Source organism: Bacillus cereus group sp. MYBK15-3 (genome assembly GCF_051916765.1).
In the GTDB taxonomy this organism is placed as follows: domain Bacteria; phylum Bacillota; class Bacilli; order Bacillales; family Bacillaceae_G; genus Bacillus_A; species Bacillus_A cereus.
Genome location: NZ_JBQAHG010000004.1, coordinates 37,843 through 63,591, shown reverse-complemented (window position 1 = coordinate 63,591; position 25,749 = coordinate 37,843). Strand labels below are relative to the sequence as shown.

The following is a 25,749-nucleotide window of genomic DNA, read 5'->3' as shown; positions in this document are numbered from 1 at the left end:
ATAGCCGCGGATCGGTTATGTATTTTCAAACGGATGATAGGCTTTATTATGTTAATTTACTGAATGTATGAGGTGATAAATGTGAATGAACGTCTAAAGAAAATTGCAATGTTAAGAGAAAAGGTAGAGGAAAAGGCTACTAGAGAAAAGTTTTTAATGTTATGTCCGTCTATAAAAGAATTTGAGATTATTAGCGGGAAGAAAATTGCTTCATTAGTAAACTTTTTAATTGATGAAACACCGAATCCTATCAAAGTTATGAGTGAATTAAATGCTGAACAAGTTATCAATGAAATAAAAGAATTTGAACGTGAATTAACTAGTTTATTGTCTAAGAAGATTATTGTATGGTATGCACATGAAAATTGGGACTTTGGTGTGCAATTAGAATTAGAAGATTTCATGTTATATACAAAAGAAGTATTACATTTCATTGGATATGATGATGCTCAAAGATCATTAATTTATTCTAGCCTTATTGTAGTAGATGAATCTATGAGAAGTGGTTTTACTTTTCTAAAGAATGAGTATGATCTTGAAATAGTACTATGGAAAGAAGGCTGAATGTATTAGAGTGTTTTGAAACAAATTGGATGAATGGTTGGGTTTATTATTAGAAGAAGTGGTACGTGTTTTAGTGTGATAGAAAGAAAAAGAGAGTCTTCAAGGGATATGTATAAGAGAGTAAAGGAGAGGAAATATGTCTTTTTATAAAAAGGAAATAAAAGGGGATAAATTGATTATAAGTGACGAAAGCATTGATATTTTAATGGATGCTTTTCAAAATAAAGGTGAAGAGATGCCTAAAAATATATCATGGAATTTCATAGCGACGGTATTACTCGCGGGATCTTATTATGAATAAGTAAAAAAACGAAGAGTCTAAATAGTCCCTTCGTTTTTTTACTTATTTTTTCTCTACTAATTTTTTATTCTTCCAATCTAGTGTAAATGATTTATTAAATGTTTTTTGATCAACGTCTTTTACGTTGTTTCCAACCCAGTTTGCAGTTCCGAATGTGAAGCCTGGACGAAGTTGGTAATCGTCGGCGTGTTTTGTATAAGCGACTTGTAAGTTAGATTGATCTGTATTTTTTTCAGAGATAACAACAGCAATCATACCAGGAGAGAAACCGCTATTTGTTAATGCTGGAAGTTGATCCATCGGTATTAAATTACCTTTTGCATCAGATTCATATAGGTATGTGCGAGAGTACATGAACAGTTGGTTTCCATATAAAGAATGGTAGGAATCACGTGTGTAAATACCCCAGTTTTGATTGTTATATCCGTTAAAGAATACGTTCCACTTTACGTTTTTGTTTGTTTGGTCAATTAAATTTGTTTTATAACTAGTTTGTTTATAGCTTACAGAGTCAGACCAAGTTACTTGGCCAGTTGCACCCGCTTCAGCGCTAGGTCCATTTGGCGTTGCAGAAGCTTTAACAGAGCCACCAAGTTGATAAGATACGCTAGATGTTACAGTCGTTTCTTCTACAGCATTTGTAGGCGCTACGTTAAAGAAACGAGCGCTGTTATCTTGAAGGTTAAATGCAATATCATATTGTGAAGGATAGCGTAATGTTGCACTAGCGCCAGGGATTGGGTAGTTATCAATAGGTGCATCACTTATAGTAGAATTTGCTTTTAGAAAACTACCAGTTGTATTAATAACGGCAATCTGTTTATCAGCGCTTGGGTCATCGATAAAAGTTACCTTTAAAGACATTGTCATATTATCAGCTTGATCATTATTAAATGTATTATAGCTCGTATGTGTTTTTGCATTTTGCCCGATATCTGTTACAACTTGCGATGTTGTTTGAGCATAAGCAGCAGGTGTTGAAAGAGTTACAGCGCTACTAGCAAAAACAGCGGATAATGCTAAACATTTTAAGTATGTTTTAGAACGTTTCATACAATCACTTCCTTTTATCTTTGTCGATATATGTCGTATTACATTTATATCGTAACATGAAAATAAAACGGAATGGATGGTTATGCATAATTGCATAGATGAGTTTTGAAGGATAAAGATAATAGAATTTCATCCAACACTTAAGACTCAAAAATGTCCATTACAGCCGTTCTTAAAAATTTTAAGACAATATGTTTATCAATGTTCTTATTCTGAAGATTGAAGCGCTTAATATTTACGTTATAAGTGCATAACAAGTTATAATAGAAGAAATCAATAAGGAGGCTGGCTGTGAAGAATCTTCGTTATCTCAATATATTTACCATATTAATTATATACACACTACTTATGTTTTACATCGGCTGGAACGGATGGGTTTGGCTTCATGCGGTATTTGGCTGGGAATCTTGGGGATATTATGCTTTCATAGTTGCATTTATTTCATATGCGTACATTCTCGTGCAAGTGTTTAAGTTTTTGCCATTTCTGCGAACGATAGGTTCGATTTGGTTTGCAGTTATACAATATGCGCTTATGCTGTTGCCATTAGCTAATATTATGGTCTTTCTTTTACAGTTTTCAGTAGAGAAAGAAGCGGCAATTATTTGGACAGGGGCGGCTGTGATAGCTGCATTTATCTTTATCTTTGCGTATGGAGTATTTAATGCGTATAGTCCGGTAGTAAGAAAGTACGAGGTGCACATACCGAAAAAGGTAGAGGGGCGTAAAAGTTTACGCATGGCGATGGCTTCTGATATGCATTTCGGTAAACTGTCTGGCGTTTCGCATTTAAAAAGACTTGTTCGTCATGTAAATGAGATGGAGCCCGATATTATTTTGCTACCAGGTGATATTATCGATGATCATCCAGGTGTGTTCATTCAAAAGAATATGGGACCAATCATGAAACAAATGAAAGCACCATTAGGCGTATATGGCGTATTAGGAAACCATGAATACTACGGTAGAGCGGTTCCGGAGTTTTTACAAGAGATGGATAAGATTGATATTCGTATTCTTTTAGATGAAGTAATTACAATTGAAGATGACTTTTATCTCGTTGGAAGAAGAGATAAAACAGAGCGAGATCGTCAAAGCTTTGAACAATTAATGAGTACGGTAGATAAATCGATGCCTGTTATCGCAATGGATCACCAGCCATTTGAGTTGAAACAAGCAGCAGCGGCAGGTGTAGATTTATTATTATCCGGTCATACACACCGCGGACAAATGGCGCCCAATCATATTGTAACGAGAAGAATGTACGAGCTAGACTGGGGATACGCACAAAAAGGCGCGTTCCACGCAATTGTTTCTTCTGGATTTGGATTCTGGGGACCACCGCTTAGACTTGGTAGTAGGTCGGAAATTGTGCAGGTAGAAGTTACATTTGAATAGGGGTTATGAAATAGAGAGCTGATGGCTCTCTATTTTTTTAAATAAAAACAAATAACAATAAATATTTATGTTGGTGCTAATTTCATAAAAGAGATAAGATTATAAGACTCGATTAAAATAAAGGGGGATTGTAAGTGATCATATCAGATGTACTATACGGAGAATTTGAAGTGGATCAAGTAGTAGAAGAATTAATTTCAAGTAAGTCTATGCAAAGACTAAAGGGAATTCATCAAGCAGGCGCAAGTTACTTAATGAACGAGAAATGGAATGTAACGCGCTTTGATCATTCAGTTGGTGTTATGTTATTAGTGAAAAAACTAGGTGGTTCAGTAGAAGAACAGATCGCTAGTTTACTACATGACGTATCACATACTGCTTTTTCTCATGTGATTGATTACGTTTTTGATAATGAAGATGAAAGTTATCATGAAGAGATATTTAGTTCTGTTGTGAAAAACTCAGAAATTCCAGCGATTCTTGCGAAGTATGGTTATAACTATGAAGATATTTTGTTAGATGATTCGAAATGGACGTTACTCGAAAGGTCAGCACCAGAATTATGCGCAGACAGAGTGGATTATACATTACGAGATATGTATACATATGGGTATGTTTCTTTAGAAGAAGTTCACAGTTTTTTAGAAGATGTCATCGCTGTAGATGGGAAAATGGTTGTTCAAAGTGTCGAAATGGCAGAATGGTTTACAGAAACGTATTACAAGGAAGTAATCGATTTCTTTATGGAACCAATGAATATTTACGGAAATGATATGTTAGCGAAAACGTTAAAGGTAGCTCTTCATAAAAGGATTATTCATGCAGATGATTTTCTTCTTGAAGATGAGGAGCTTATTTCGAAATTGCAACAATGTAATGACCCCGAAGTAGAAGCTTTATTAAGCAAAGTTCATCGAAATGTAAAAGTAAAAGAAGATAGAAACGATTTTGATTTACATCAGAAAAATAAAGTGCGTCTTATTGATCCGCCGTTACTTCGTGAAGATGAAGTTATTCCAGCATCTGTTGTGTCAGAAAACATAAGACAGATGAGTGATATTGCTTATGAAAAAGCGGTGAGAGGGATGTATGTGAAAGTGATTTCGAATTAAAAAGGAAGTAGCGCATCGTTTTTAGAGCGCTACTTCTTTTTTATTAATGATCAAACCAATTCCAAATCTCAATATCTCCAAGAGTCGCATAACGTACGTGCGGGGAGTTTTGTAATTTTAATAACTCTTTCGATGGGCCAGTAATAACAATTCCGTATACTTTTACACCGTTATCCTTTACATATTGATAACGTTTATCTAAGTTTAGTTCTTTCTCAGAAAGCGCTGCTATTTTGCTTACCGTTTTTTTATGGATAGAAAGGACGCGCATCATTTCGGTTACTTTGTCTTCTTGCGTTTTCTGCCCGTCAGTTTCATTATCGAGGAATCTTACATGTTCTGGAAAGCCTATAGCTTCTCCGCCATGTAGGATATAGTCATCTACATTTTTTCTTTCTTGTCCTGTATCTAAAGCGTACCATACAGGAGTTGGAGGGAGTTCTTGTGCCTCGAATATGCTATATAAAAGCGGTTCTAATTCTTTTAAAGTGTAAGCTTTATCAAAAGAAATTGCTACTTCTGCAACGGTTCCATCATGTACTTTTGCAAGTGTATCCCATACTTTTTTTGATGGATCCTTTAAATAATCACCCTGCTCTGTTTTTGGATGAACAAAGAAGAGTTTTGGTTGATAGAACGGATTCATCCAAGTTTGCTTCGTGATATCTACAGATGATAAGAAGCTTTTTGTTTCTATTGTACCGAGGGGCATTTCTTTTTTACCGACGGTTCTTACTAAATCAAATTGGCTATTCGTACGGAAAAAAGCTTCTACACTTGTTCCGCCTCCCATAACGCGGCTATTTGGGATAGTTGCTTCAAGTGCAAGAGAAGGAACCTCTCTAATTTCTTTTAGCCTTTTATCATTATTACCTTGAAAATAAAAGGCTGATAATACCCCGCCGATTATATAGATAACGATGCAAATTGATAATATAAAACCAAACGTTTGTAAACGATGTTTCCACTTAATTCTCCAAAAAGGAATTTTAATATCTTTTGGAGGTAACTTTTTCTTAATTGGTTCTGTTTTTGTTAACAGCTCATCTAAGTAAGCTTCACACTCTTCACATGACTCAATATGACTTTCTAACAGTTCTTGTTCATCATGCGTGAGCGTTCCATTTTCATACTTCTTCCATAGTTTTTTAAATTCTGCACAGCCCATCTGTATCACTCCTTTATGCTTTTTATTTCTTTTCGTCCCCTGTGTAATTCAATTTTCACTTTCGCTAATGAGAGACCAGTCATTTCTGCTATTTCCTTATAGGAGAATCCATAGTAATCTCGTAGTAGAAGGGCATTTCGTCTTTCGAGCGGAAGAGAAGATAAACTGTCTAACCAACTAGCAATCTCATGTTTTACGAAATATTCATGTTCTGTACTTGGCACGTTTGGTAAATGGAATTCTTCCACTGTAGTTGTGTTATACTTTTTTTCTTTTCGATACCAATCGATAAAGGCGTTGTAGGCTATTGTAAATAACCACGGCCTAATTTCTTCTCCTTTATAATAATCAATATGGACGAGCATTCGGTAAAAGGTTTCTTGCATGAGATCTTCCGCATAGTGGGAATCTCCGGTTAGGGAGAGAAGATAGCGAAATAAATCTTGCATATGCTCGGAGTAAATGTCTTCTAATGATTGTTTGCGTTTCACTACATTTCCCTCCCTTCATACATAACAACGAAATACATATAAAAAAGTTACAATTTTTTATGGAATTATAGTAAAAAACGTCAAGAATTGGATAGGATTCTCTTTTATCATAATACATATAAGGCGGGTGAACAGAGATGGAAAGCTATGAAACACAAATTCAAAGGTCAATTGATTATATTGAGGAAGATGTAATGGAAAAACAGACGCTGCGTAATTTAGCACGTATTGCAGGTTTTTCTGAGTCGCATTTTCATCGTGTATTTCAGGCATTAGTAGGTGATACAGTAATGGAGTATGTTCGAAAGCGGAGGTTAGCCCGGGCAGCTTATCAACTTTCTCATACGGATGAAAAAGTTATTGATATCGCATTTGAGCATGGCTTTCAATCTCACGAAACGTTCACGAGAGCCTTTAAGAAATTATTTCAAATGACCCCGAGTGAATATCGAAAACAAGAAATTGAAACACCGATGTATTACAGCGTGAATGTAAAGCAAAGAAAATTAAATCCGTATTTAGGAGGCATACAAATGGAATATCGTATTGTAAATAAACCAGAATTTTTAATGGCAGGTTATGAACTGAAGACGACAAGTAAAGAAGGGAAAAACCATCAAGACATCCCAGCATTTTGGCAAGAATATTTACAAAAAGATCTTGGAACAACGATTCCGAATCGTAAAGATACGAGCCAATGGGTAGAGCTTGGATTATGTACTGATTTTAATTTAGAAACAGGGGACTTCACTTATATTATTGGAATGGAAGTTACAGACTTTGAAAATGTACCAAATGAAATTGCAAAGCGTACTTTCCCTGCAGCAACATATGCAGTATTTACAACGCCGAAAGTTCCTCATAAAGAAATGGTATCGTCTATTCACCAAACTTGGAATGCAGTATTCTCAGAATGGTTCCCGCATTCAGGGTATGAACATTGCGGAGTTACAGAGTTTGAACTGTACGATGAGCGTTGCCACGAAGATAAGAGTGAGTTTGCACAAGTAGAGCTTTGGATACCGGTGAAGAAAAAATAATAGGGTAAGAGCGAATCATTGGGAGATGGTTCGCTTTTTTTATAAGTGGATTGTTAAATTTGTATTGTTTTATCTGTAATACATATGAAAATGGTAAAATAAAATAGCAATTAAATATTGCGGGTGGAAGGTTATGCCCTTTCTTCATTTGGTGAAGAAAGGAGGTGTAATCGTATGGAATTTCTTTTGCAAATTTTGTTGGAAATCACAAAAACTATAGCTAGAGAAGGTATAGTTTTGGGATTTAAGAAATTAACGGCAAAAAAAGCGCAAAAAGAAGACCACCCGTCTGCCTGCGAAGCGTGGGAAGTCTTCTAAGCGCAAATAAGCTTTAGTTGCAACCTTCCATCTTACGGTAATTAGTTGCAGTGACGGGGTGTTGGAAGCACCTCGTCTACTTCATTTTATGCAAAACTTAGTTAGTTTATACTTCTATTTATAGTATAACAGTTTAGAAATGTATTTGTTAATAGTTTTATTTTTACTTTGTATAGTAGGGAGGTAGGTTAGTATTGTCGGTTTTTGTCGGTAAGTCGATATATCTAGAAAATCGCTGATATAATTCGAGTTGCGCTGATATATTCAAAAAATCGCTGATATAATTCGAGTTGCGCCGATATATTCAAAAAATCGCCGATATAATTTCATATACCGCTAAAACACCCCCAAAAAAACGATCTGCATAATTTCAATTACCGCAAAACTCTCCCAGAAAAGAAAAAAAGACGCCACATAGCGTCTTTCCTACGAACGAAACGGAAACACAAGAATAATCGTCGTTCCTTTTCCGAGTGCACTATCAACGGAAATTGTTCCGTTATGAGCATGAACGAGCTGTTTTGTAATGGCTAGGCCAAGTCCAGTTCCTATGTTGCTTTCTTCTGTGTTTGTTCCGCGGTAATATCGTTCAAATAGAAGTTCTTTCGTTTTTTCATCCATTCCTTTTCCGTCATCTGAAATGGAGAGTGTAAAGGAATTAGCGTTTTGTGATAGTTTTACGATGACAGTAGTTGTTTCGTTATTATGTTTTACCGCGTTTACGAGTAAGTTTTCGATAATACGCTGAAACCATTTTTCTTCAATGAAATATTGAATTTTATTTGAGCTCGGTACGAATTCAATATTTTGATTTTGGAGTGTTGGATTGTTAATAAATTGCAATAATACTTTTTGAACGAACTGATTGATTTCAACGTTTACGTGTTGGGCAGGAAGGCTGTTATTTTTTAATTGATACGTTAAGCTTAAATCATCAATTAATGTCGTCATATATTGAGATTTCTCTTTCATAACACTACCAAATTGCTGAATATCACGATCAGTCCAGTTATATTGATTCGATTCGAGTAATAATGCGTAGCCATATATAGAGCTAAGTGGTGTTTTTAAATCATGCGTTAGACCGGTAATCCATTCTTCTCGTGTTTGCTGGAGTACTTGCCTCATCGCATCATTTTTTTTGAGTGTAATAGAAAGGTGTTCTAGTGAACTTGTTACATCTCTAAACAAACGGAATGACCATTTTTCTTTACCAGATCGCCGGAACCTGACGGGTTTTCCTTTTTTACTAATAGGTTCTTCATACTTTCCACCAGCGATATTTTTTAGCCAGCGCATCGCATGTAATAACGGTTTCCCGAATTTATTACCGTACCAAATAGAAAGAATGACTAAATAAACAAATACGATAAGAAGGATTAATCCGCATCCGATGAGAAACTTCTTAGTAAATACATCTTCAATTTCGTCATCTGGATAGTAGTGCTCATTTTTTGCAGTTACAACGAGAAGGTTGCCACTATTTGCATCGTAAAAGCTAGACGTGTTTTCTTTATGATTCCACGGTTCTTTTTCATTAAGGGCAATTTGTATTGCTGAAAGTGTTTTTTTCTTTCCAGTTGGATAGGAAAAAACCTCTTCGCCATTTTGATTAAATATTTGAAGTGTTGCTTTTTCTTTAGACAGTAACTGTTTTTCTTGATCTGTTAATGCGAACGAATCCATCGTTAAAGAGGAATGCTCCTTTTGAATTGCTGTCAGTAACGCATTGCTTTTTAACATACCACCATAAATAACAAGTGCTTTCTTTTCTTCTAATTCAATTTCCCAATATGTAAATTTATAATTGCTTTCGATATGATGCTGTATATATGCGACTAAAGATGTCTTCGTATAAGCATCCGGAACACCATTTGGTGTATTAAAGTGGTAGAGGATTTTTCCGTTTTCATCTACAACTTGGAGCCAATCATTTTTCTCCTTTATTAAATCTTGCACTTCAGATTGTAACGAAATATGCCCATCTTCTGAAGAGATGTATCTTGAAATTGTAAAACTATCAGAATCCGGAATGTTAGGTTCGTATAAAGTACTAGTAAGAAGAAAAATTAAATAAGTAAAAGCAGCAACTACAGCGATAAGTAATGTAACTAAAACAAAAACGTGTTGCATGATAAATTGAATAATAAGTCGTTTATTAAAATTCATATCGTCACCCTACTTTGTAACGAACTTATAACCAAGCCCGCGAACGGTTTTTATATATTCTGGTTTACTTGGATCGTGTTCAATTTTTTCACGTAGTTTTCGAATGTGGACCATAACAGTGTTGTCATCGCCATTATAGGCAGGTGCTCCCCAAACTTTTTCATATATTTCCTCTTTCGAAAATACGTAGTTCGGATTCTCGCAAAAGAAGAGTAGTAGTTGAAAGAGTTGAGCAGAACATTCGACAATGTGCCCATCTACTGTTAGTTCTGCAGAGTGCTGATCAATTTCAAATCTTCCAAATGAAATTGAGTGTGGTTTTTGTTCGTGTGGTACGGTTTGTTTCATATGTCTCCGAAGCTGTGCTTTCATACGTGCTACTACTTCTAATGGATTAAATGGTTTCGTAATATAATCATCTGCACCGTATGAAAATCCGGATATTTTATCTAAATCAGATGCTTTTGCTGATAGGAAGAAAATTGGACAATCTGTTTGTTGGCGAATGATTGGACAAATATCAAAACCAGATTGTCCAGGAAGCATTACATCTAAAATAATTAAATCGTAATTGTTTTGCTTAGTTAGAGATAAAGCTATTTCAGCTGATGTTGCAGTTGTAATATGAGAAAAGCCTTCTTTTTCAAGAATGGTAGTTAGTAATTGTAAAATTGCTGTTTCATCATCAACGAGTAAAATATTTGCTTGGTACATAAATATCCCTCCTAATTTTCTCGAATATCATATCATCATTTTGTAACTTATGGAATTTTTAAGGAAATTTTAAGGTTTTCTTTCGCAAAAAATTAAGAATCAAATGATATGATAAAAGTAACATAGGGGAGGAGATGAGTGTGAACCCGTTTCAAGTGATGCGAGCTAGATATTTTTTAATTGTATTTGCACTATTAATTTTAATAGCGAGAAGTAGTGGCGATTTGCTAACAAGTATATTTCATATACAAAATTCTTCTTTTATAAATATCCTTATATTCTATATCCTTCCGATGGTATGGATTTCTTATGAGTATAGAAAGCACCACATTTCATTTTCATTATTTGTTAATAAAAATGAAACATTTAACTTGGTACAAGTTTTATACATTACGGTTATGTTATGCATGTTTAGTTACGGGTATCTTATTTTGTATATGTATAGTTTTGCATGGATTACACCGGACTTTATTATGAACGCCCTGCATGAACCAATTGTAGATAGTACTGGGGGATATGTATCTCAAGTCATTAGGGTCGTATTCATCGCACCAATTATCGGGGAATTTGTTTTTCGCGGATTTTTACTTCAACGTTTTGCAACAAAATGGGGAACGAGCATAGCGACCATCGTTGTAGCAATATTGTTTGCGTTGTTACATGTTGATTTCCTCGGTGCAGCCATATTCAGCATCGTATTGTCAATCGTATATATTCGTACGAAAAGTTTACTCATGCCAATTGCAATACATATGTTAAACAATGCATTTGTAATAGGTGCGTCTTTTCTAATAAGTAGAGAAAAAATTATGAGTTTTGCCGATTTCTCAAATTATACGACATTCTTTCCTGGACTTATTATTTTTATAACAGGATTAAACTTAGTACTTATCTTTTTATTTGTTAATCGCAAATATTGGAGTAAAGAAGTGCCAGTTATATATGCAGAGCAGAAAAAGAGCTTTTCAGATGTAGTCGGGAGTAAATAAGATGAAGAAGACGGTTGAAAAAATATTAAAAGACATTATAGATTCTACGTCTATTACAGAGATGTGTGATAGAAGTGTTTGTCATTGGCTTCAACCTGTAGTAGATACGATTGTGTTTCCAGAGTATTACGTATTTTCTAGTACTCATTTAAAAGAAAATATTATTTCTCTTCTTATTGTGTTCGGGGTTTTACTAATATTTGGTCTAATTGTAGAAGAAATGATGAAGCGCATCTTCAAAAAGAATGAAGAGAAGTATATGTGGATTCATAAAGTATTCGAGAAAGTAATGGTGGCTTTTCTTTTGTTTTATGGTATGAAAACAATCATTTACTTTATAGCTTTGAAACATCATTAATTCGAAATTTGAAAGGGATGTATAAAATTATATGAATGAAACGATATCATCAAATAAGTTTTTTTATTTGATTTTACTTAGTCTAGTGTTAATAACGACAGTGAATGTTATTTTGCGCTGGGAGGAAGCTTATTTTTTCATGTATTTAGCGCTCCATTTGCTAGGGATTTTATGTATAAGTGGTGGAGTGGTTACTGAAAAAAAGAATGAAGAAAGCGTTAACTATATGTGTGTGATCGGTCTTGTTTTACTTTTAGCTGTACAGGGTATTATGAAATATAGTTCTTTCTCTTTACAAGATTTTAGTTTATTAATAGATGTACTTCCTTAAAGAGGCTTTTTATTTTATCTAAAAAGCAAGTAGGGTGCGTGTTGGTTTGTAAGTGTGATCCTTATTACGGATTGTGAACCGAAGAAAGTGTTTAAAGATAGGTAAAACTCTTCTTATGTAGAAGAGTTTTTTTATGTAAATAAAAAGATCCAGAGCAATTCACATAATAAGCTTGTTCTAATTTAGCGTGTACGAACTTACAATAATAATAGACAGGCAGCATAGAGGAGGGAATAGCGTGAAGAAGGTTATCGGTTGGTCGCTTTTTTTGTACGTTGGATTTGCGTTACTTATATATTGGTATTTATTTGGATGGAATCATGAACTTATTCCGGACATGTATAAGGGAACGAGTGCAGATCCAGAAACGTTTATGAGTACGAGAGAGCTTACGCTAAGCCAAGATTATTCGCGCGTGAAAAATTTACTATACTTTTTAGCGACGCCTCTTGAATGGATTATTTTATTATTTGTACTTGTGCTAGGTATTTCAAGAAAGTTTGAGAAATGGTCGAAGGAAACGACTAAAATAAGTGTTTTGCAAGTTGCGATTTATTTCTTTTATTTATCATTATTGACAACAGTGCTTGCCTTACCGATGCAATGGATTGGCCGGAAAGTGTCCGTTGATTACGGCATTTCAACACAAAGTACACAAAGCTGGATAAAAGATCATGTTATCGGTTTTTGGGAAAGTTATGCGACTATGTTAATCGTAGTTACCGTTCTATTATGGCTTATCCGTAAATTTCCGAAGAGATGGTGGCTCGCAGGATGGGCGCTCTCTGTTCCATTTACAATCTTTTTAACATTCATACAGCCTGTCGTTATTGATCCACTGTATAACGACTTCTCGACGCTGAAAAATAAAGAATTAGAAACGAAAATTTTAGCGATAGCAGACAAAGCGGACATTCCTGCTAAACACGTATATGAAGTAAATATGTCAGAAAAAACGAATACATTAAATGCTTACGTAACAGGAATTGGCCCTAACGCCCGTATTGTAATGTGGGATACAACACTTAAGCAGTTAAAAGATAAAGAGATTTTATTTATAATGGCCCATGAAATGGGGCATTATGTTATGAAACATATATATTTTGGCGTTGCAAGTTATGTATTGCTATCGTTTATAGGTATGTTTTTAATTAGTCGTATTATAAATATGTGTATTCGCAAATGGGGAGATACATTGCAAATTTCAAAAGTAGCATGTTTCTCCATTTTACCTTTATTTTTCTTAATTTCTTCTGTCCTCTCTTTTGCAGCACAACCAGCAACAAACTACGTTTCACGTATAGAAGAAAGAGCGGCAGATCAATATGCTTTAAATATGACGAAGGATGGGAAATCTGGTGTGAAAACTTTTCAATATTTATCAAAAACAAGTTTAAGCCAAGTAAATCCGCCTGCGTTAGTAAAATTTTTCTTATACACGCACCCACCAATTTTTGAAAGAATTCATACGTTTGAACAATATGAGAAACAAAGCAAAAAGGAGTAGCATGATAGCTACTTCTTTTTTTATAGAGATATAAGTTTCATATTGGGAATATTTATCATTGCTTTTTATTACGATTTTGTAAATAATAAGCTATAAAATTCTAAAAATCTATATATAAAGGAATAAAGGTGGAAAAATGTATTTTTTACAAAATTTAAAAGTGAAATATAAATTATTAGCGCTTATTTCATTAGCAGTTTTAGGTATGGTAATTATGAGCAGTGTAGCAATTAATTCTATTAATAAGATTAAGCACGATACAGAGGTTGTAGTAGATGATTATCAATATTCTGCAATTTTATTAGAAGGAATGCTTCGTACACAAAATTCATTAGAATATAACTTACTAGAATTAATTACGGCATCACAAAATGAAGTGGCAAATAAAGAGGGGATAATTGATAATATTGAAAAGGATCTTAAAAAATATGATTCTTTATTAAAAGAATATGATGATGGTTTTAATTTAAGTAAGCAAGAGGATGAACTATTTCAGAAGATGAAGAAATCTTTGCCAAGTTATAAAGATACATATAAAAAATTATTTGAAAAGGCGAAGGCAACAAATGAGCCACAAATGGTAAATGAATTTCAGAAGGAATTAAAACCGAAGGGAATAGAGTTAGCTGGTTATGCAGTGGATCTAGAATCGTATGTTTCAAATTTAGCTGACCAAGTATTTAAAGATTCTCAAAAAATGATTGATCGTTCCGTTATTACCTTTATCATTCTTGTAGTAGTTACTACAATCGTTATATGTATAGTAAGTTATATTATTAGCAAGCTCATAGTTGCTCCTTTACAAACGGTTAGTCGTATGATGGAAAGAGCGAAAGAAGGAGATTTAACCGTACATGGTGATTATACTGCTAAGGATGAATTAGGTGTATTAGTAAGTAATTTTAACGAGATGATTGCAGGGCTAAGAACAAATATGCAAGAAGTAGAGAATAATATTCAGCTTTTATTCCAACATGCAGACGGAGTAGTATCTGCATCAGAAGTATCTAGTAGTGCAGCGAAGAAAATCACTATGGATATTGAAGAAGTTGCAAATGGTGCAGAGAGTCAAATGCAAGCAATGGAACAAACTGCGGGTGCGATGGAAGAGTTGACGCAAGGAATGCAGAGTATAGTCAATACATCATCCTCTGTAAATGAATTATCTGCTCAATCAGCATTAGATGCAGAGAGTGGTAACAAATTAATGAAACAAATGATTCAACAGATGGATACAATCCAAAATTCGGTACATAGCGGTGTGAAACAAGTAGAGACTATGAAAGAACAATCAGAAGAAATTGTTAAAATCATTGATGTTATGCAAGGTATTACCTCCCAGATTAACTTATTAGCATTAAACGCCGCAATTGAGGCTGCACGTGCTGGTGAAAGTGGTAGAGGATTTGCAATTGTGGCAGATGAAGTGCGGAAATTAGCAGAACAATCTAGTGATTCTGCAAAACAAATTGAGAATCTTATTACTCAAGTTATGGGAACAACGAACCATACGGTACATATGATGGGGAAAGTAGATAATGAGGTACAGGCAGGTACACAAGTAGTAATGCATACAGAAAAAGTATTTGGAACAATTACAGAAAAAGTACAGCAAGTATCTGAGCAAATTCAAACGGTATCTATGTCTACAGATGAAATTGCAGCGAGTAGTGAGGAAATCTCGGCTTCTGCAGAAGACATGGCTCAAATTTCCCAAAGATCATCTGACCGAACTGATAGGGTAAAAGAGTCTATTCAACAGCAAGAAAAATCTGTTCAAGAGATTTCGGTTTCAATTGAACATATGCATAACGCAGCAGGAAAATTAAAACAAATAGTTGCCCAATTTACTCTTCAAAAGTAGTAGCATATTTGAGTGTTAATAAATATAAAAAAATCATCCTCTTTTAAGAAAAAAGGATGATTTTTTTATCCCGTTATTTGCTGGGCAGTAAGACCCCCACCTCAAAATTCAGCGAAAGCGAGTTATCAGTGAAGGGGGATGCTACCTCTGAAATATAAACCATGAATATAGTAATCTCCATTAGGCATCTCCTTTAGGTGCCAATAAAGGGAAGTTATAAAGTGAAAAGGAATTTATAAAGAGATTGTAGAATGTTTTAGTATATAACACCTTAGATGTGACAACTTCCTTTTTGAAAAAGAAAGAAGGGGGTATAAAGCAGAAAGGTAGTGGAAATATTTCTTCTAGAAGATTTGCATTTTATCTTACATTCACAAAAAAAATAGTACTCCTGAAACAATGAAGTTCATTTTATTTGAATGAAATAGGGAGAGAGGATAATGAAGAAAAAAATATTGGGTGTAATGATGATTGCGACAATGGCAGGAGGTATATTTGCAGGGGCGAATGTGACACCTGTAAAAGCGGAAGAGTATCCACAAATGATTGTGTTTGAAGATGTTCCATACGGATTTTGGGCATATGATGCTATTATGGATTTAGCGTATCATAAAATTATATTAGGGTATGGAAACGGGAAGTATGGTGTTGGCGATCTTATAACACGTGAACAAGTAGCTGGGACTATTTACAGAACACTTGAGATAAAAGAAGAAGGGCCAGTAGCGAATCCATATAAAGATGTTTCTGATAGTACAACCACTTTTAAAAAGGAAATTTTAGCGTTAACAAAACGTGGTGTTTTTACAGGGGATGGCCAAGGGGATTTTAGGCCGAAAGCACCAATCTCTAGAGCGGAAATGGCTGTCATTTTAAAACGAGCATTTAATTTTGAAACGAAACAAAAACATACATTTAAAGATATTCCAAAAGGTCACTGGGCAGAAGATGCAATTAGTGCGTTACAATCTAATAATGTTGTGAGAGGAACTGGGAATGGCATGTATGAATTAAATCGCCCTGTACCTAGAGAACAATATGCTCAGTTTATTAATAATGCGATTATTAATTATCATTTGAAAGAGGATTGGAAGTAGAGTGAAATATGAAAGCACAAATAGAAAAATTTGTGCTTTTTTGTTTGTTTAAAAAAGAATTATTATTCGTATTTATGTATTTTTATGGTTATAAACAAGCTTTATAATCAACCCGATGAAAAAGACATGATGTGTAATATGATTCACAAAACCGTCACGAAATGTGTCGGAAAATATATTGTCACTATACCATTTATTCTGTATATTTTTAAAAAAACATATACATATTGGGGGGATAATTTGATGAGCAAAAAATTATTAAAAACAGCTACAGCATTAACAATTATGGGTGGGGTGTTATTCTCAGCAGAGAGTAATAGTGTAAAAGCGGAAAGTGCACCGTTGCAAAAAGCAAATACAATTGTATTTAAAGATGTACCAAAAGGACATTGGGCATATGAGGCAATTCATGAATTAGCGGAACAAGAAATTATTTTGGGATATGGCGATGGAATATTCGGTTTTGGGGATAATGTAACACGTGAGCAAGTTGCAGCTTTAATTTACCGTGTGTTTGATATGGAAGAACAAGATGAATATGAAAACCCATATGGAGATATCGATGAAAATTCAACAAGCTTTATCGAGGAGATATTGGCTCTAACGGAAATCGGAATTTTCCAGGGAGACGAGAATGGAAACTTTAGACCGAAGGCGACGTTAACGCGTGCGGAAATGGCACAAGTTCTTACGAATGCTTTTGACCTACAGGCAAAGGGATCTCATAACTTTAATGATGTTTCAGCAAATTCATGGGCAACGAATGCAATTAGTGCAGTACAAACAAATGGTATTACACTGGGAATCGGAGAAGGTAAATTCGGTCCGTCTATGAAGGTAACGAGAGAACAATACGCACAGTTTTTACATAGAGCAATATTGCATGATATGGAACAAGGGCAGTAATAAAGTTTAACTAGTCAAAGTGAAATTCAAAAATAATACAAAAAGGTCGTTGTTGTATAACAGCGGCCTTTTTTGTATGAAATAAAGCGCGAAAGAATGGCGTTTTGAAAAAAAGCGAAATGAATTTTCAAAAAAAACTTCCTTTTCTGAAGATTTGTTATATAATATAAAACATGAAATCAAATCTGTTATAAAACAGTTTAAGAAGGGGATGCTAATATGTCGACGCAAACTTCACGGGTTACACTCGTTGGAGAAATGTTACCAGCGTACAGCGAAATATTGACACCTGAGGTGCTTAGTTTTTTGAAGGAACTACATGAGAATTTTAATGAGCGCCGCATAGAACTTTTACAAAAACGTGTAGAAAAACAAAAGAGAATTGATGCAGGGGAGTTTCCGAAGTTTCTAGAAGAAACAAAACACATACGTGAAGCGGATTGGACAATTGCCAAGCTGCCAAAAGACTTAGAGGATCGCCGTGTAGAGATTACTGGACCGGTAGATAGAAAGATGGTCATTAACGCTTTAAATTCAGGAGCGCATCTTTTTATGGCGGATTTTGAAGATTCGAATTCACCAACTTGGGAAAATGCAGTGGAAGGTCAAATCAATTTACGAGATGCAGTAAAGGGAACGATTTCACATGAAAATGATAAAGGGAAAGAATATAGATTAAATGAGAAAACAGCTGTACTCATTGTACGTCCAAGAGGATGGCATTTAGAGGAAAAGCATATGCAAGTTGATGGGGAAAATATGTCGGGTAGCTTAGTAGACTTCGGCTTGTACTTTTTCCATAATGCGAAAGCTCTTTTAGCAAAAGGGAGCGGCCCATACTTTTACTTACCGAAAATGGAAAGTTATTTAGAAGCGAGATTATGGAATGATGTATTCGTATTTGCTCAAAAATATATCGGCATTCCAAATGGAACGATTAAAGCAACTGTGTTACTGGAAACGATTCACGCTTCGTTTGAAATGGATGAAATTTTGTATGAGCTAAAAGATCATTCTGCTGGCTTAAACTGCGGAAGATGGGATTATATTTTTAGCTTTTTAAAGAGTTTCCGTAATCATAATAAATTCTTACTACCAGATAGAGCACAAGTCACGATGACGGCGCCATTTATGCGTTCGTATTCTTTGAAAGTAATTCAAACATGTCACCGCCGTAATGCACCAGCAATTGGAGGAATGGCGGCACAAATTCCGATTAAAAATAATCCAGAAGCAAATGAAGCAGCTTTTGAAAAAGTGCGTGCTGATAAGGAACGCGAAGCTTTAGACGGTCATGACGGGACTTGGGTTGCCCACCCTGGACTTGTACCGGTTGCAATGGAAGTGTTTAATCACATTATGAAAACACCAAATCAAATTTTTAGAAAACGTGAAGAAATATGTGTAACAGAAAGCGATTTACTAGAGGTACCAGTGGGAACGATTACAGAAGAGGGCCTTCGCATGAATATTAGCGTAGGTATTCAATATATTGCATCTTGGTTAAGCGGACGGGGAGCAGCACCCATTTATAACTTAATGGAAGATGCGGCAACAGCTGAAATTTCAAGAGCACAAGTATGGCAATGGATTCGTCATGAAGGTGGAAAACTAAATGATGGTCGTAATATTACGCTTGAATTAATGGAAGAATTAAAAGAAGAAGAATTAGCAAAAATAGAAAGAGAGATTGGTAAGGAAGCCTTTAAGAAAGGGAGATTCCAAGAGGCGACAACGTTGTTTACAAATCTCGTTCGAAATGATGAATTCGTACCATTTTTAACATTACCGGGTTATGAAATTTTATAAAAAATGAAAAGGGGATGGAACAAATGAAAAACGAAAGAATCGAGAAGTTACAAGAAAGCTGGGAATTAGATGAGCGTTGGAAAGGTATCACACGTCCATATTCGGCAGAAGATGTAATTCGCCTGCGCGGGTCAATTGATATTGAACATACGTTAGCGCGTCGTGGTGCTGAGAAGCTTTGGACATCGCTTCATACAGAAGACTATATTAACGCACTTGGCGCATTAACAGGAAACCAAGCGATGCAACAAGTAAAAGCTGGGTTAAAAGCGATTTACTTAAGTGGTTGGCAAGTAGCAGCTGATGCAAACCTTTCTGGGCATATGTATCCAGACCAAAGTTTATATCCAGCGAACAGCGTACCTGCTGTAGTAAAACGAATTAATCAAACGCTTCAACGTGCGGATCAAATTCAGCATATGGAAGGAAGCGATGATACAGACTATTTCGTACCGATTGTAGCAGATGCAGAAGCTGGATTTGGTGGGCAATTAAATGTATTCGAACTGATGAAAGGTATGATTGAAGCAGGTGCATCAGGTGTGCATTTTGAAGATCAATTATCTTCAGAGAAAAAATGTGGCCATTTAGGCGGAAAAGTACTACTACCAACGCAAACAGCAGTACGCAATTTAATTTCTGCACGCCTTGCAGCAGATGTAATGGGAGTGCCGACAATTATCGTTGCAAGAACAGATGCGGATGCAGCTGATTTAATTACGAGCGATATTGATCCTGTTGATAAAGCATTTATTACAGGAGAAAGAACACCAGAAGGGTTTTACCGTACGAATGCAGGTCTTGATCAAGCAATTGCGCGCGGTTTAGCGTATGCACCGTACGCAGACCTCGTTTGGTGTGAAACGTCAGAACCAAATTTAGAAGATGCAAAACGATTTGCGGACGCAATTCATAAGGAGCATCCAGGGAAGCTACTTGCATATAACTGCTCACCTTCATTCAACTGGAAACAAAAACTAGATGAAAAAACAATTGCAAGCTTCCAAAAGGAAATCGCATCTTACGGTTACAAGTTCCAATTCGTAACACTTGCTGGATTCCATTCATTAAATTACGGTATGTTTGAACTAGCACGTGGCTATAAAGAGCGCGGCATGGCAGCATACTCTGAACTACAACAAGCAGAATTCGCAGCTGAAAAACATGGCTACTCTGCAACACGTCATCAACGCGAAGTAGGAACAGGCTACTTTGATGAAGTGGCACAAGTGATTACAGGCGGAACTTCATCAACGACAGCGTTAAAAGGATCTACGGAAGAAGCACAGTTTACGAAATAAAAGGAAGGGGCACCTTTTTGAAAGGTGCCCCTTGTTATTTTCTAAACGATTCGAAAAGAGAGATTGAGTTGTCGGCAAAAAACGATACTAACTTTTCTTTATTACTAAATCAACTCCACTCAGCCCTATGATCACGAATAAACTTCATATCTTTCTCATAATGCTCTAGATGTCCTTCATCGATCATTCTTTGGAAATTCAAGTCGCCTTCTTGAGCTTTTCGTTTCATATATGTACATAACCCTTCTAATCGAAGCAACACCATTCCTAAGTAATCTTCATCCATATTTTTATCATAGGACTGAACGAACAAATTCACTCTCTCTTTAATACGATCTGCATGTTGCGATGAGTCATAATGAACGGCTTCACCGGATTCAGTATAATACACTCTACTTAAAGGCACACAAGTATAGAGTGTATAAGCGATATCCCATAGTCTTGGACCAGGAGCAGCAACATCGAAATCAATAATCCCTACTGGCTTCTTATTATTAAAAATAATGTTATATATGGCAAAATCATTGTGACATAAAACCTCAATGTTATTTGGAGTATGATCCATCGGTTTCCAATCAGCTAATAACGGAAAATCACTTACAGCATCATGGTAAAGGCGGAGCATCTTTGCTATTTTTTTTAATACATCATTAGATCGCATATATTCTTTTAAAGGATAATTGCCAGCTTCTCCTTCAATAAAGGATAAAATCTCTCTATCCTTTTCATCTACACCTAAAAACTTTGGAGCATAATGAAATCCTTTGTTTTCTAAATGTTGCAATAGCTTATGAATCTTTTCACTGTCTGGCTTTAACTCTCGCCGAACAGTATTTTTAGAACGATATACGCTTGAGACGTTTCCCCCTGTTAGCCTTTCTTCTTTAGCGTAGTTTGACATGTGAAAATTCCCCCTGTGATTAAAAAATCCAATTCCAAATAGTGAATAGACCAACAACGGCAGAAAAGAGAAGGGAAGCAAGCAATGCTAGACAGCCAAAAGGAACTAGCTTATCTTTCCATGTTTCTTTATACTCATAAATTAACTCCTCTGCTACTTTCTTCTGCACTGAAGATAAAGGTTGATCTTTATACAAACCTTTTATATGGTTAGAATCGCCTTTAAACTTTAAAGCACGTGCAATATGATGAGGACTATTTCCCATTGATTTTTCAAATAATAAACATGATTCATGCATAATACCTGTTTTATGCTCTTCTAGATACCAGTAACGTCCAGCCATTTCTGGATATTGTAATTTATAATAAATATCTCCGAGTTGTTTTCGAAGATGTAATTCATTTGGGTATGTAAAGATGAGGCCATGCAATCTATCTCTTGCTTTTCCAAGATTATTATTTTCAATATCCTCTTCAATTCTTTTTAATGTTTTTCTAGGAATTTTATTGGTCATAAACTCCTCCTTATTTAGAATAGAGATAATTATATTTTATAAGAAATACTAAAAATTAGAAATTCTATTTTCGAAAAAGATTGTACATTTTATTTTAATGTGCTATGATGATGTCAGTTGAATAGTTAAATTAAGCAATCCATATGTTATCAAGTGCTGAAAACGAACGAGAAAAAGTATGTGAGAACTAGTTTATGTTTCGTATTTGATAATGTGTGGATTCTTTTTTTAGACAGGAAGACTAAAAAATTTAAAATTTGTATTTTCTTAGGAGGAAATAATTATGGCAGTAACAGGACAAGTAAAATGGTTTAACAACGAAAAAGGTTTCGGTTTCATCGAAGTTCCAGGCGAAAACGACGTATTCGTACACTTCTCAGCAATCGAAACTGACGGTTTCAAATCTTTAGAAGAAGGTCAAAAAGTTAGCTTCGAAATCGAAGACGGTAACCGTGGACCTCAAGCTAAAAACGTAATCAAACTATAATTTTATAGTTGATGATGGAAAAAAGGATGGCTAATGCCATCCTTTTTTTGTTGTGGAGAAAGTTTTTTTAGAGCCTGTTTTTATATCTAAATCTCTTTTTCGATGTTACAACTGGTAAAAAATTATCTGGAATGCGTATTAGTTTCTGTAGAAGAATTAGTTCAGCAAGAGCATTTGCTGCGTATGATAGTAAATAACTATAAATTTGTATTCTCTGTTGAAATGGGGAAATCTTTTCCAGATAGACCTTGAGTAACATCTTTTTTGTTAGCGTTGTTGTTGGAATTTTGTACGTTTTGAGATGATGTTTCTAACAGTTGTTCTTGTTCCTTACTAGGGGTATTCAGAGCATCTGAGGGAATGCTATTAACCTGCTGATTTAATGGATTTTCTTTATCCATAGTATACAACTCCTTTTTAGAATTCGATAAAAAGCAATGTAATTATAAATAGCTACTTATATATATTGTGTTTTTGAATGACATTATATACAAAACTTATATTGCAAAGTTAACTAATTAACGAATTGTTAGTGATGGATAAAGATGTACAAATTTGAATTTTTTAATAAAAATTAAAAGCGGATAACAAGTACAAATACTCTTTCTCATGTTTTATATAAGGATCATATTACAAATCAAAAAAGATGTAGAGAACCTTGGAAGAAAATATAGTCGTTTTTTAGGGGGGAGAAGAATAAATAAAATGATACTACGAATGTAAAAAGGCATTCCATAAAGGAAGGCCTTTTATTGTTCTTGCCCTGATTTTTTCTTCTCACGTTTTTTACATTCTGGACATTTTGATTTACGAAACGGTTTGGCAAAGAATAGCAGAATGAAAAATAAACCGAATATAATACTAGCTGAGTTTTTCACGATAATGACGCTACTATTTTTCATTTGAATCGATGGTTGGATCTCTTTTTCTTCCATAGTGGCCCTCCATATATTGGATTTACATTTTAATTATAGCAAAGTTAGTTGTTGTAATGATGTGAAATGAGGAATGGATAATAAATATTTATAGGTAGTATAAATGCTGTTTTTATAACTTTAAAATTAATTAATTTCTATATTGTGATTTTATTGTTTAACAAATGTTTGATAAATGATAAAAAATTGTAAAAAAGCGGAACTTGTAAGCTATTTCCTTTTCATAGATGCTAAAATTATATATGCAGCTGCTAATATAAATGGAAAAAAGGAGATAATGGAGTATGGAAAGTAAAGTGGAACGCTATGTCGAAAATTATGTTGTAACGAAAAATACGATGGCCTTACTTCCTGTTATTCTAAGTGAAAAGAAAATTGTTACGCGAGTCGTTGAAATGAATGATTCTTTTTTCGTATTTCAAAAACCTCTAGATATTATAGAAAGAAGTTGCCGCAAGCATGGCTCTAGTTTCTTAGGCAGAAAAGAAGGAACGAAAGAGTTAACTCATATTACACATAAAGCACCGATTGCGATTAGTCCAGCAGATCAACTTTATTTTTTCCCTACCTATTCTTACTCTAGAAAAGAGTGCGCTTGGTTGTCTCATTTTTATATTGAAAGTAATAAAGAATTAGAAGATGGAAATCTTATTATTAGATTTATAAATGGCTTTGCTGTGAAATTAGAAATATCAAAAACTAGTTTTGAAAATCAACAAAATCGTACAGCGAAATTACGTACTGAATATGAAGATCGTAGGAAAAAACAAGGGAATCCTTGTTTTAAAGAGGTCGATAAAAAAGAGGAATCAACATTAAGACCCGCTTATGAGAAGGTGTATTTTGTGAAGGAAGGCGAAGTGTGAAAGGATGGGGGAATCCCCATTCTTTTTTTGTTTGTCAGTCAGTCTTTGTAGATAAGGCGATATATTAGAAAAAACGAGTTGTAATTGATATATTTAGAAAATCACCAGTATAATTTCATTTACCGATAAAAACCGAAAAACAATCTAAATAACAAAACGAACGACACGTCCTGTCGAATATTGATAGATTATCATAGCTAAATAATGAAGGAATTCTTATGAAAGATATGGAAACTTTAATAAATACATCTCCGTATGTCGTATCTACCATTTCCTCTTTCATATAAGCAATGATACAGTAGGGATAGTATTTAGAGTAAAGGGGTAAAGTGTAGAATGGATTTTCAGACAATCAAAGAGTATTTTTCACCAGAAAATATGGATCATATTGTTGAGAGTTATAAAGCGTTCGGACCACTTCTTGGTATTGGTTTACCGATGATAGAGGCGTTGATTCCAGCATTACCGCTTATTGTATTTGTACTGGCGAATGCTGTTGCATTTGGCTTTTGGCTCGGTTTTCTTTATTCATGGCTTGGATCAGTAATGGGTGCATTACTTGTCTTTTTCATCATCCGCCATTTTGGTCGCAGTCGTTTCTTTTCGTTTGTAAATAAGCATGAGAGAGTACGAAAAGCAATGGGGTGGGTTGAAAGGAAAGGATTCGCACCGATTTTTGTTATATTTTGTTTTCCGTTTACACCGTCAGCGCTCATAAATGTTGTCGCTGGTTTATCCCGAATTAGTGTAAAACAGTTTGGTCTAGCGTTAGCATTCGGAAAACTTGTGATGATTTTTATTTTAACGTATATCGGTCATGATTTAATGTCATTTATTCATAATCCAGTGAAATCAGTTATTGTAGCGATTGGTATTTTTATTTTATGGTATGTCGGTAAGAAAATCGAAGTAAAGTTAGAACTACATTAAGAATAGTCTTCTTTGTAAAGGAAAGCTTCAGTATTAAAGGATAAGGGGAGAAGCAGATGAAGAAAACTTTGAAAAAAGAAGGCATAGAGTGGATACGAACAATTTTAATTGGTGTATTATTAGCTGTATTTTTTCGAACGTTTTTCTTTTCAACGTATGTTGTAGAGGGGAAGTCAATGATGCCGACATTGCAAGATGGCAATATGCTAGTTGTAAATAAGGTGAGTTATCAAGTTGGGGACTTGAACAGATTTGACGTTGTGGTATTTCATGCGAATAAAAAAGAGGACTATGTAAAGCGGGTTATCGGTTTACCTGGAGATCATATTGAATATAAGCAGGATAAGTTATATATAAACGGTCAATTTATTGATGAGCCGTATTTAGAGAAGTATAAGAAAGAGATAAATGGAAGGCAACTAACAGGCGACTTTACATTAGAAGAGTTAACGAAAGAAAAGCTGGTGCCACCCGGGTTTATTTTTGTAGTAGGTGATAACCGGCTCGGGAGCTGGGATAGTAGACACTTTGGCTTTGTAAAAGCTGATACAGTTGTCGGTAAAGTTGATTTGCGATATTGGCCAATTCAAGAGGTGCAAACGAATTTTTCAAAAGGTTGATATAAT

28 protein-coding genes and 2 pseudogenes are annotated in these 25,749 nt (G+C 34.8%); 20 read left to right on the top strand and 10 right to left on the bottom strand.

The window, feature by feature from the left end; all coding sequences use genetic code 11:
* Nucleotides 1-81: 81 nt before the first annotated feature.
* Together ACTFR8_RS17755 and ACTFR8_RS17750 are read left to right on the top strand one after the other, a co-directional pair.
* Nucleotides 82-564, top strand: a complete 483-nt coding sequence (locus ACTFR8_RS17755; RefSeq protein ID WP_100619409.1) for a YxiF family protein — start codon at nucleotides 82-84, stop codon at nucleotides 562-564.
* 136 nt (nucleotides 565-700) lie between these two features.
* Entirely contained in the window at nucleotides 701-865 is a 165-nt protein-coding gene (locus ACTFR8_RS17750; protein ID WP_000011711.1) for a hypothetical protein, read from the top strand.
* Nucleotides 866-907: 42 nt separating this feature from the next.
* On the opposite strand, the gene cytK2 is transcribed toward ACTFR8_RS17750, so the two are convergent.
* Together cytK2 and ACTFR8_RS17740 are read right to left on the bottom strand one after the other, a co-directional pair.
* On the bottom strand, nucleotides 908-1,918 hold the full coding sequence (gene cytK2 / locus ACTFR8_RS17745; RefSeq protein WP_100619410.1) for a beta-channel forming cytolysin CytK2: 1,011 nt from the start codon (nucleotides 1,916-1,918) through the stop codon (nucleotides 908-910).
* Nucleotides 1,919-2,061: 143 nt separating this feature from the next.
* A pseudogene (locus tag ACTFR8_RS17740) lies at nucleotides 2,062-2,175 on the bottom strand (TetR family transcriptional regulator); the annotation flags it as partial.
* Nucleotides 2,176-2,209: 34 nt separating this feature from the next.
* Between ACTFR8_RS17740 and ACTFR8_RS17735 the strand changes: the two are divergent.
* Both ACTFR8_RS17735 and ACTFR8_RS17730 read left to right on the top strand, forming a co-directional pair.
* Complete coding sequence (locus ACTFR8_RS17735) at nucleotides 2,210-3,316, top strand: metallophosphoesterase (RefSeq protein WP_097855563.1); 1,107 nt, start codon at nucleotides 2,210-2,212, stop codon at nucleotides 3,314-3,316.
* 134 nt (nucleotides 3,317-3,450) lie between these two features.
* Nucleotides 3,451-4,428, top strand: coding sequence for an HD domain-containing protein (locus ACTFR8_RS17730; RefSeq protein ID WP_252209869.1), 978 nt, complete (start codon nucleotides 3,451-3,453; stop codon nucleotides 4,426-4,428).
* Between the two features lie 43 nt (nucleotides 4,429-4,471).
* Here the strand turns inward: ACTFR8_RS17730 and ACTFR8_RS17725 are convergent, their stop codons facing one another.
* Together ACTFR8_RS17725 and ACTFR8_RS17720 are read right to left on the bottom strand one after the other, a co-directional pair.
* Nucleotides 4,472-5,596, bottom strand: coding sequence for an anti-sigma factor (locus tag ACTFR8_RS17725; protein WP_252209870.1), 1,125 nt, complete (start codon nucleotides 5,594-5,596; stop codon nucleotides 4,472-4,474).
* A gap of 5 nt (nucleotides 5,597-5,601) precedes the next feature.
* Nucleotides 5,602-6,087, bottom strand: coding sequence for an RNA polymerase sigma factor (locus tag ACTFR8_RS17720; RefSeq protein WP_061113667.1), 486 nt, complete (start codon nucleotides 6,085-6,087; stop codon nucleotides 5,602-5,604).
* Nucleotides 6,088-6,224: 137 nt separating this feature from the next.
* On the opposite strand from ACTFR8_RS17720, the gene ACTFR8_RS17715 reads away from it, so the two are divergent.
* The gene (locus tag ACTFR8_RS17715; protein WP_000446844.1) at nucleotides 6,225-7,127 is read left to right on the top strand and encodes an AraC family transcriptional regulator; all 903 of its coding nucleotides are present in this window, start codon (nucleotides 6,225-6,227) and stop codon (nucleotides 7,125-7,127) included.
* 174 nt (nucleotides 7,128-7,301) lie between these two features.
* Entirely contained in the window at nucleotides 7,302-7,445 is a 144-nt protein-coding gene (locus tag ACTFR8_RS17710) for a hypothetical protein (RefSeq protein WP_009327236.1), read from the top strand.
* Between the two features lie 426 nt (nucleotides 7,446-7,871).
* Here the strand turns inward: ACTFR8_RS17710 and ACTFR8_RS17705 are convergent, their stop codons facing one another.
* Nucleotides 7,872-9,614 carry a sensor histidine kinase gene (locus ACTFR8_RS17705; protein WP_252209872.1) on the bottom strand — a complete coding sequence of 581 codons (1,743 nt, stop codon included), beginning with the start codon at nucleotides 9,612-9,614 and terminating at the stop codon, nucleotides 7,872-7,874.
* A gap of 9 nt (nucleotides 9,615-9,623) precedes the next feature.
* Entirely contained in the window at nucleotides 9,624-10,328 is a 705-nt protein-coding gene (locus ACTFR8_RS17700) for a response regulator transcription factor (RefSeq protein WP_000283864.1), read from the bottom strand.
* A 140-nt stretch (nucleotides 10,329-10,468) separates the two neighbouring features.
* On the opposite strand from ACTFR8_RS17700, the gene ACTFR8_RS17695 reads away from it, so the two are divergent.
* From ACTFR8_RS17695 to aceA, 10 genes and pseudogenes are all read left to right on the top strand, one after another.
* Nucleotides 10,469-11,317: a CPBP family intramembrane glutamic endopeptidase gene (locus ACTFR8_RS17695; protein ID WP_001067986.1), complete on the top strand. Its 849-nt coding sequence runs from the start codon at nucleotides 10,469-10,471 to the stop codon at nucleotides 11,315-11,317.
* Nucleotide 11,318: 1 nt separating this feature from the next.
* Nucleotides 11,319-11,675: a hypothetical protein gene (locus ACTFR8_RS17690; protein ID WP_000754344.1), complete on the top strand. Its 357-nt coding sequence runs from the start codon at nucleotides 11,319-11,321 to the stop codon at nucleotides 11,673-11,675.
* Between the two features lie 31 nt (nucleotides 11,676-11,706).
* Nucleotides 11,707-12,006 carry a DUF2101 family protein gene (locus tag ACTFR8_RS17685; protein WP_001006050.1) on the top strand — a complete coding sequence of 100 codons (300 nt, stop codon included), beginning with the start codon at nucleotides 11,707-11,709 and terminating at the stop codon, nucleotides 12,004-12,006.
* Nucleotides 12,007-12,244: 238 nt separating this feature from the next.
* Nucleotides 12,245-13,513, top strand: a complete 1,269-nt coding sequence (locus tag ACTFR8_RS17680) for a M48 family metallopeptidase (RefSeq protein WP_252209874.1) — start codon at nucleotides 12,245-12,247, stop codon at nucleotides 13,511-13,513.
* A 136-nt stretch (nucleotides 13,514-13,649) separates the two neighbouring features.
* Nucleotides 13,650-14,429 (top strand): annotated as a pseudogene (locus ACTFR8_RS17675) (MCP four helix bundle domain-containing protein); the annotation flags it as partial.
* Nucleotides 14,424-15,377 carry a methyl-accepting chemotaxis protein gene (locus ACTFR8_RS17670; protein WP_409194079.1) on the top strand — a complete coding sequence of 318 codons (954 nt, stop codon included), beginning with the start codon at nucleotides 14,424-14,426 and terminating at the stop codon, nucleotides 15,375-15,377. The pseudogene ACTFR8_RS17675 and the gene ACTFR8_RS17670, both read left to right, overlap by 6 nt.
* A 440-nt stretch (nucleotides 15,378-15,817) precedes the next feature.
* Nucleotides 15,818-16,474: an S-layer homology domain-containing protein gene (locus ACTFR8_RS17665; RefSeq protein ID WP_000727094.1), complete on the top strand. Its 657-nt coding sequence runs from the start codon at nucleotides 15,818-15,820 to the stop codon at nucleotides 16,472-16,474.
* A 138-nt stretch (nucleotides 16,475-16,612) separates the two neighbouring features.
* The gene (locus ACTFR8_RS17660) at nucleotides 16,613-17,380 is read left to right on the top strand and encodes an S-layer homology domain-containing protein (protein WP_113710744.1); all 768 of its coding nucleotides are present in this window, start codon (nucleotides 16,613-16,615) and stop codon (nucleotides 17,378-17,380) included.
* A 219-nt stretch (nucleotides 17,381-17,599) separates the two neighbouring features.
* Nucleotides 17,600-19,189 (top strand): malate synthase A, encoded by a 1,590-nt coding sequence (gene aceB / locus ACTFR8_RS17655; RefSeq protein ID WP_100619422.1) that lies wholly within the window; start codon nucleotides 17,600-17,602, stop codon nucleotides 19,187-19,189.
* 23 nt (nucleotides 19,190-19,212) lie between these two features.
* Nucleotides 19,213-20,490 carry an isocitrate lyase gene (gene aceA, locus ACTFR8_RS17650; protein ID WP_000787346.1) on the top strand — a complete coding sequence of 426 codons (1,278 nt, stop codon included), beginning with the start codon at nucleotides 19,213-19,215 and terminating at the stop codon, nucleotides 20,488-20,490.
* Between the two features lie 109 nt (nucleotides 20,491-20,599).
* On the opposite strand, the gene ACTFR8_RS17645 is transcribed toward aceA, so the two are convergent.
* Together ACTFR8_RS17645 and ACTFR8_RS17640 are read right to left on the bottom strand one after the other, a co-directional pair.
* Nucleotides 20,600-21,391: a phosphotransferase gene (locus ACTFR8_RS17645; RefSeq protein WP_003312665.1), complete on the bottom strand. Its 792-nt coding sequence runs from the start codon at nucleotides 21,389-21,391 to the stop codon at nucleotides 20,600-20,602.
* Between the two features lie 19 nt (nucleotides 21,392-21,410).
* The gene (locus tag ACTFR8_RS17640; RefSeq protein ID WP_000182395.1) at nucleotides 21,411-21,905 is read right to left on the bottom strand and encodes a DUF6584 family protein; all 495 of its coding nucleotides are present in this window, start codon (nucleotides 21,903-21,905) and stop codon (nucleotides 21,411-21,413) included.
* Between the two features lie 283 nt (nucleotides 21,906-22,188).
* On the opposite strand from ACTFR8_RS17640, the gene cspA reads away from it, so the two are divergent.
* Nucleotides 22,189-22,392, top strand: a complete 204-nt coding sequence (gene cspA, locus ACTFR8_RS17635; RefSeq protein ID WP_000301518.1) for an RNA chaperone/antiterminator CspA — start codon at nucleotides 22,189-22,191, stop codon at nucleotides 22,390-22,392.
* A 197-nt stretch (nucleotides 22,393-22,589) separates the two neighbouring features.
* On the opposite strand, the gene ACTFR8_RS17630 is transcribed toward cspA, so the two are convergent.
* Together ACTFR8_RS17630 and ACTFR8_RS17625 are read right to left on the bottom strand one after the other, a co-directional pair.
* The gene (locus ACTFR8_RS17630; protein ID WP_000356922.1) at nucleotides 22,590-22,793 is read right to left on the bottom strand and encodes a hypothetical protein; all 204 of its coding nucleotides are present in this window, start codon (nucleotides 22,791-22,793) and stop codon (nucleotides 22,590-22,592) included.
* Between the two features lie 348 nt (nucleotides 22,794-23,141).
* Nucleotides 23,142-23,327 carry a hypothetical protein gene (locus ACTFR8_RS17625; RefSeq protein WP_000391373.1) on the bottom strand — a complete coding sequence of 62 codons (186 nt, stop codon included), beginning with the start codon at nucleotides 23,325-23,327 and terminating at the stop codon, nucleotides 23,142-23,144.
* 284 nt (nucleotides 23,328-23,611) lie between these two features.
* Here ACTFR8_RS17625 and ACTFR8_RS17620 point away from each other — a divergent pair, with 284 nt between their 5' ends.
* From ACTFR8_RS17620 to lepB, 3 genes are all read left to right on the top strand, one after another.
* Nucleotides 23,612-24,193: a competence protein ComK gene (locus ACTFR8_RS17620; protein ID WP_000444439.1), complete on the top strand. Its 582-nt coding sequence runs from the start codon at nucleotides 23,612-23,614 to the stop codon at nucleotides 24,191-24,193.
* 336 nt (nucleotides 24,194-24,529) lie between these two features.
* A complete protein-coding gene (locus tag ACTFR8_RS17615; RefSeq protein ID WP_000347518.1) occupies nucleotides 24,530-25,123 on the top strand; it encodes a TVP38/TMEM64 family protein in 594 nt (197 codons plus the stop codon).
* Nucleotides 25,124-25,179: 56 nt separating this feature from the next.
* Nucleotides 25,180-25,743: a signal peptidase I gene (lepB, locus tag ACTFR8_RS17610; RefSeq protein ID WP_000751910.1), complete on the top strand. Its 564-nt coding sequence runs from the start codon at nucleotides 25,180-25,182 to the stop codon at nucleotides 25,741-25,743.
* Nucleotides 25,744-25,749 lie beyond the last annotated feature (6 nt).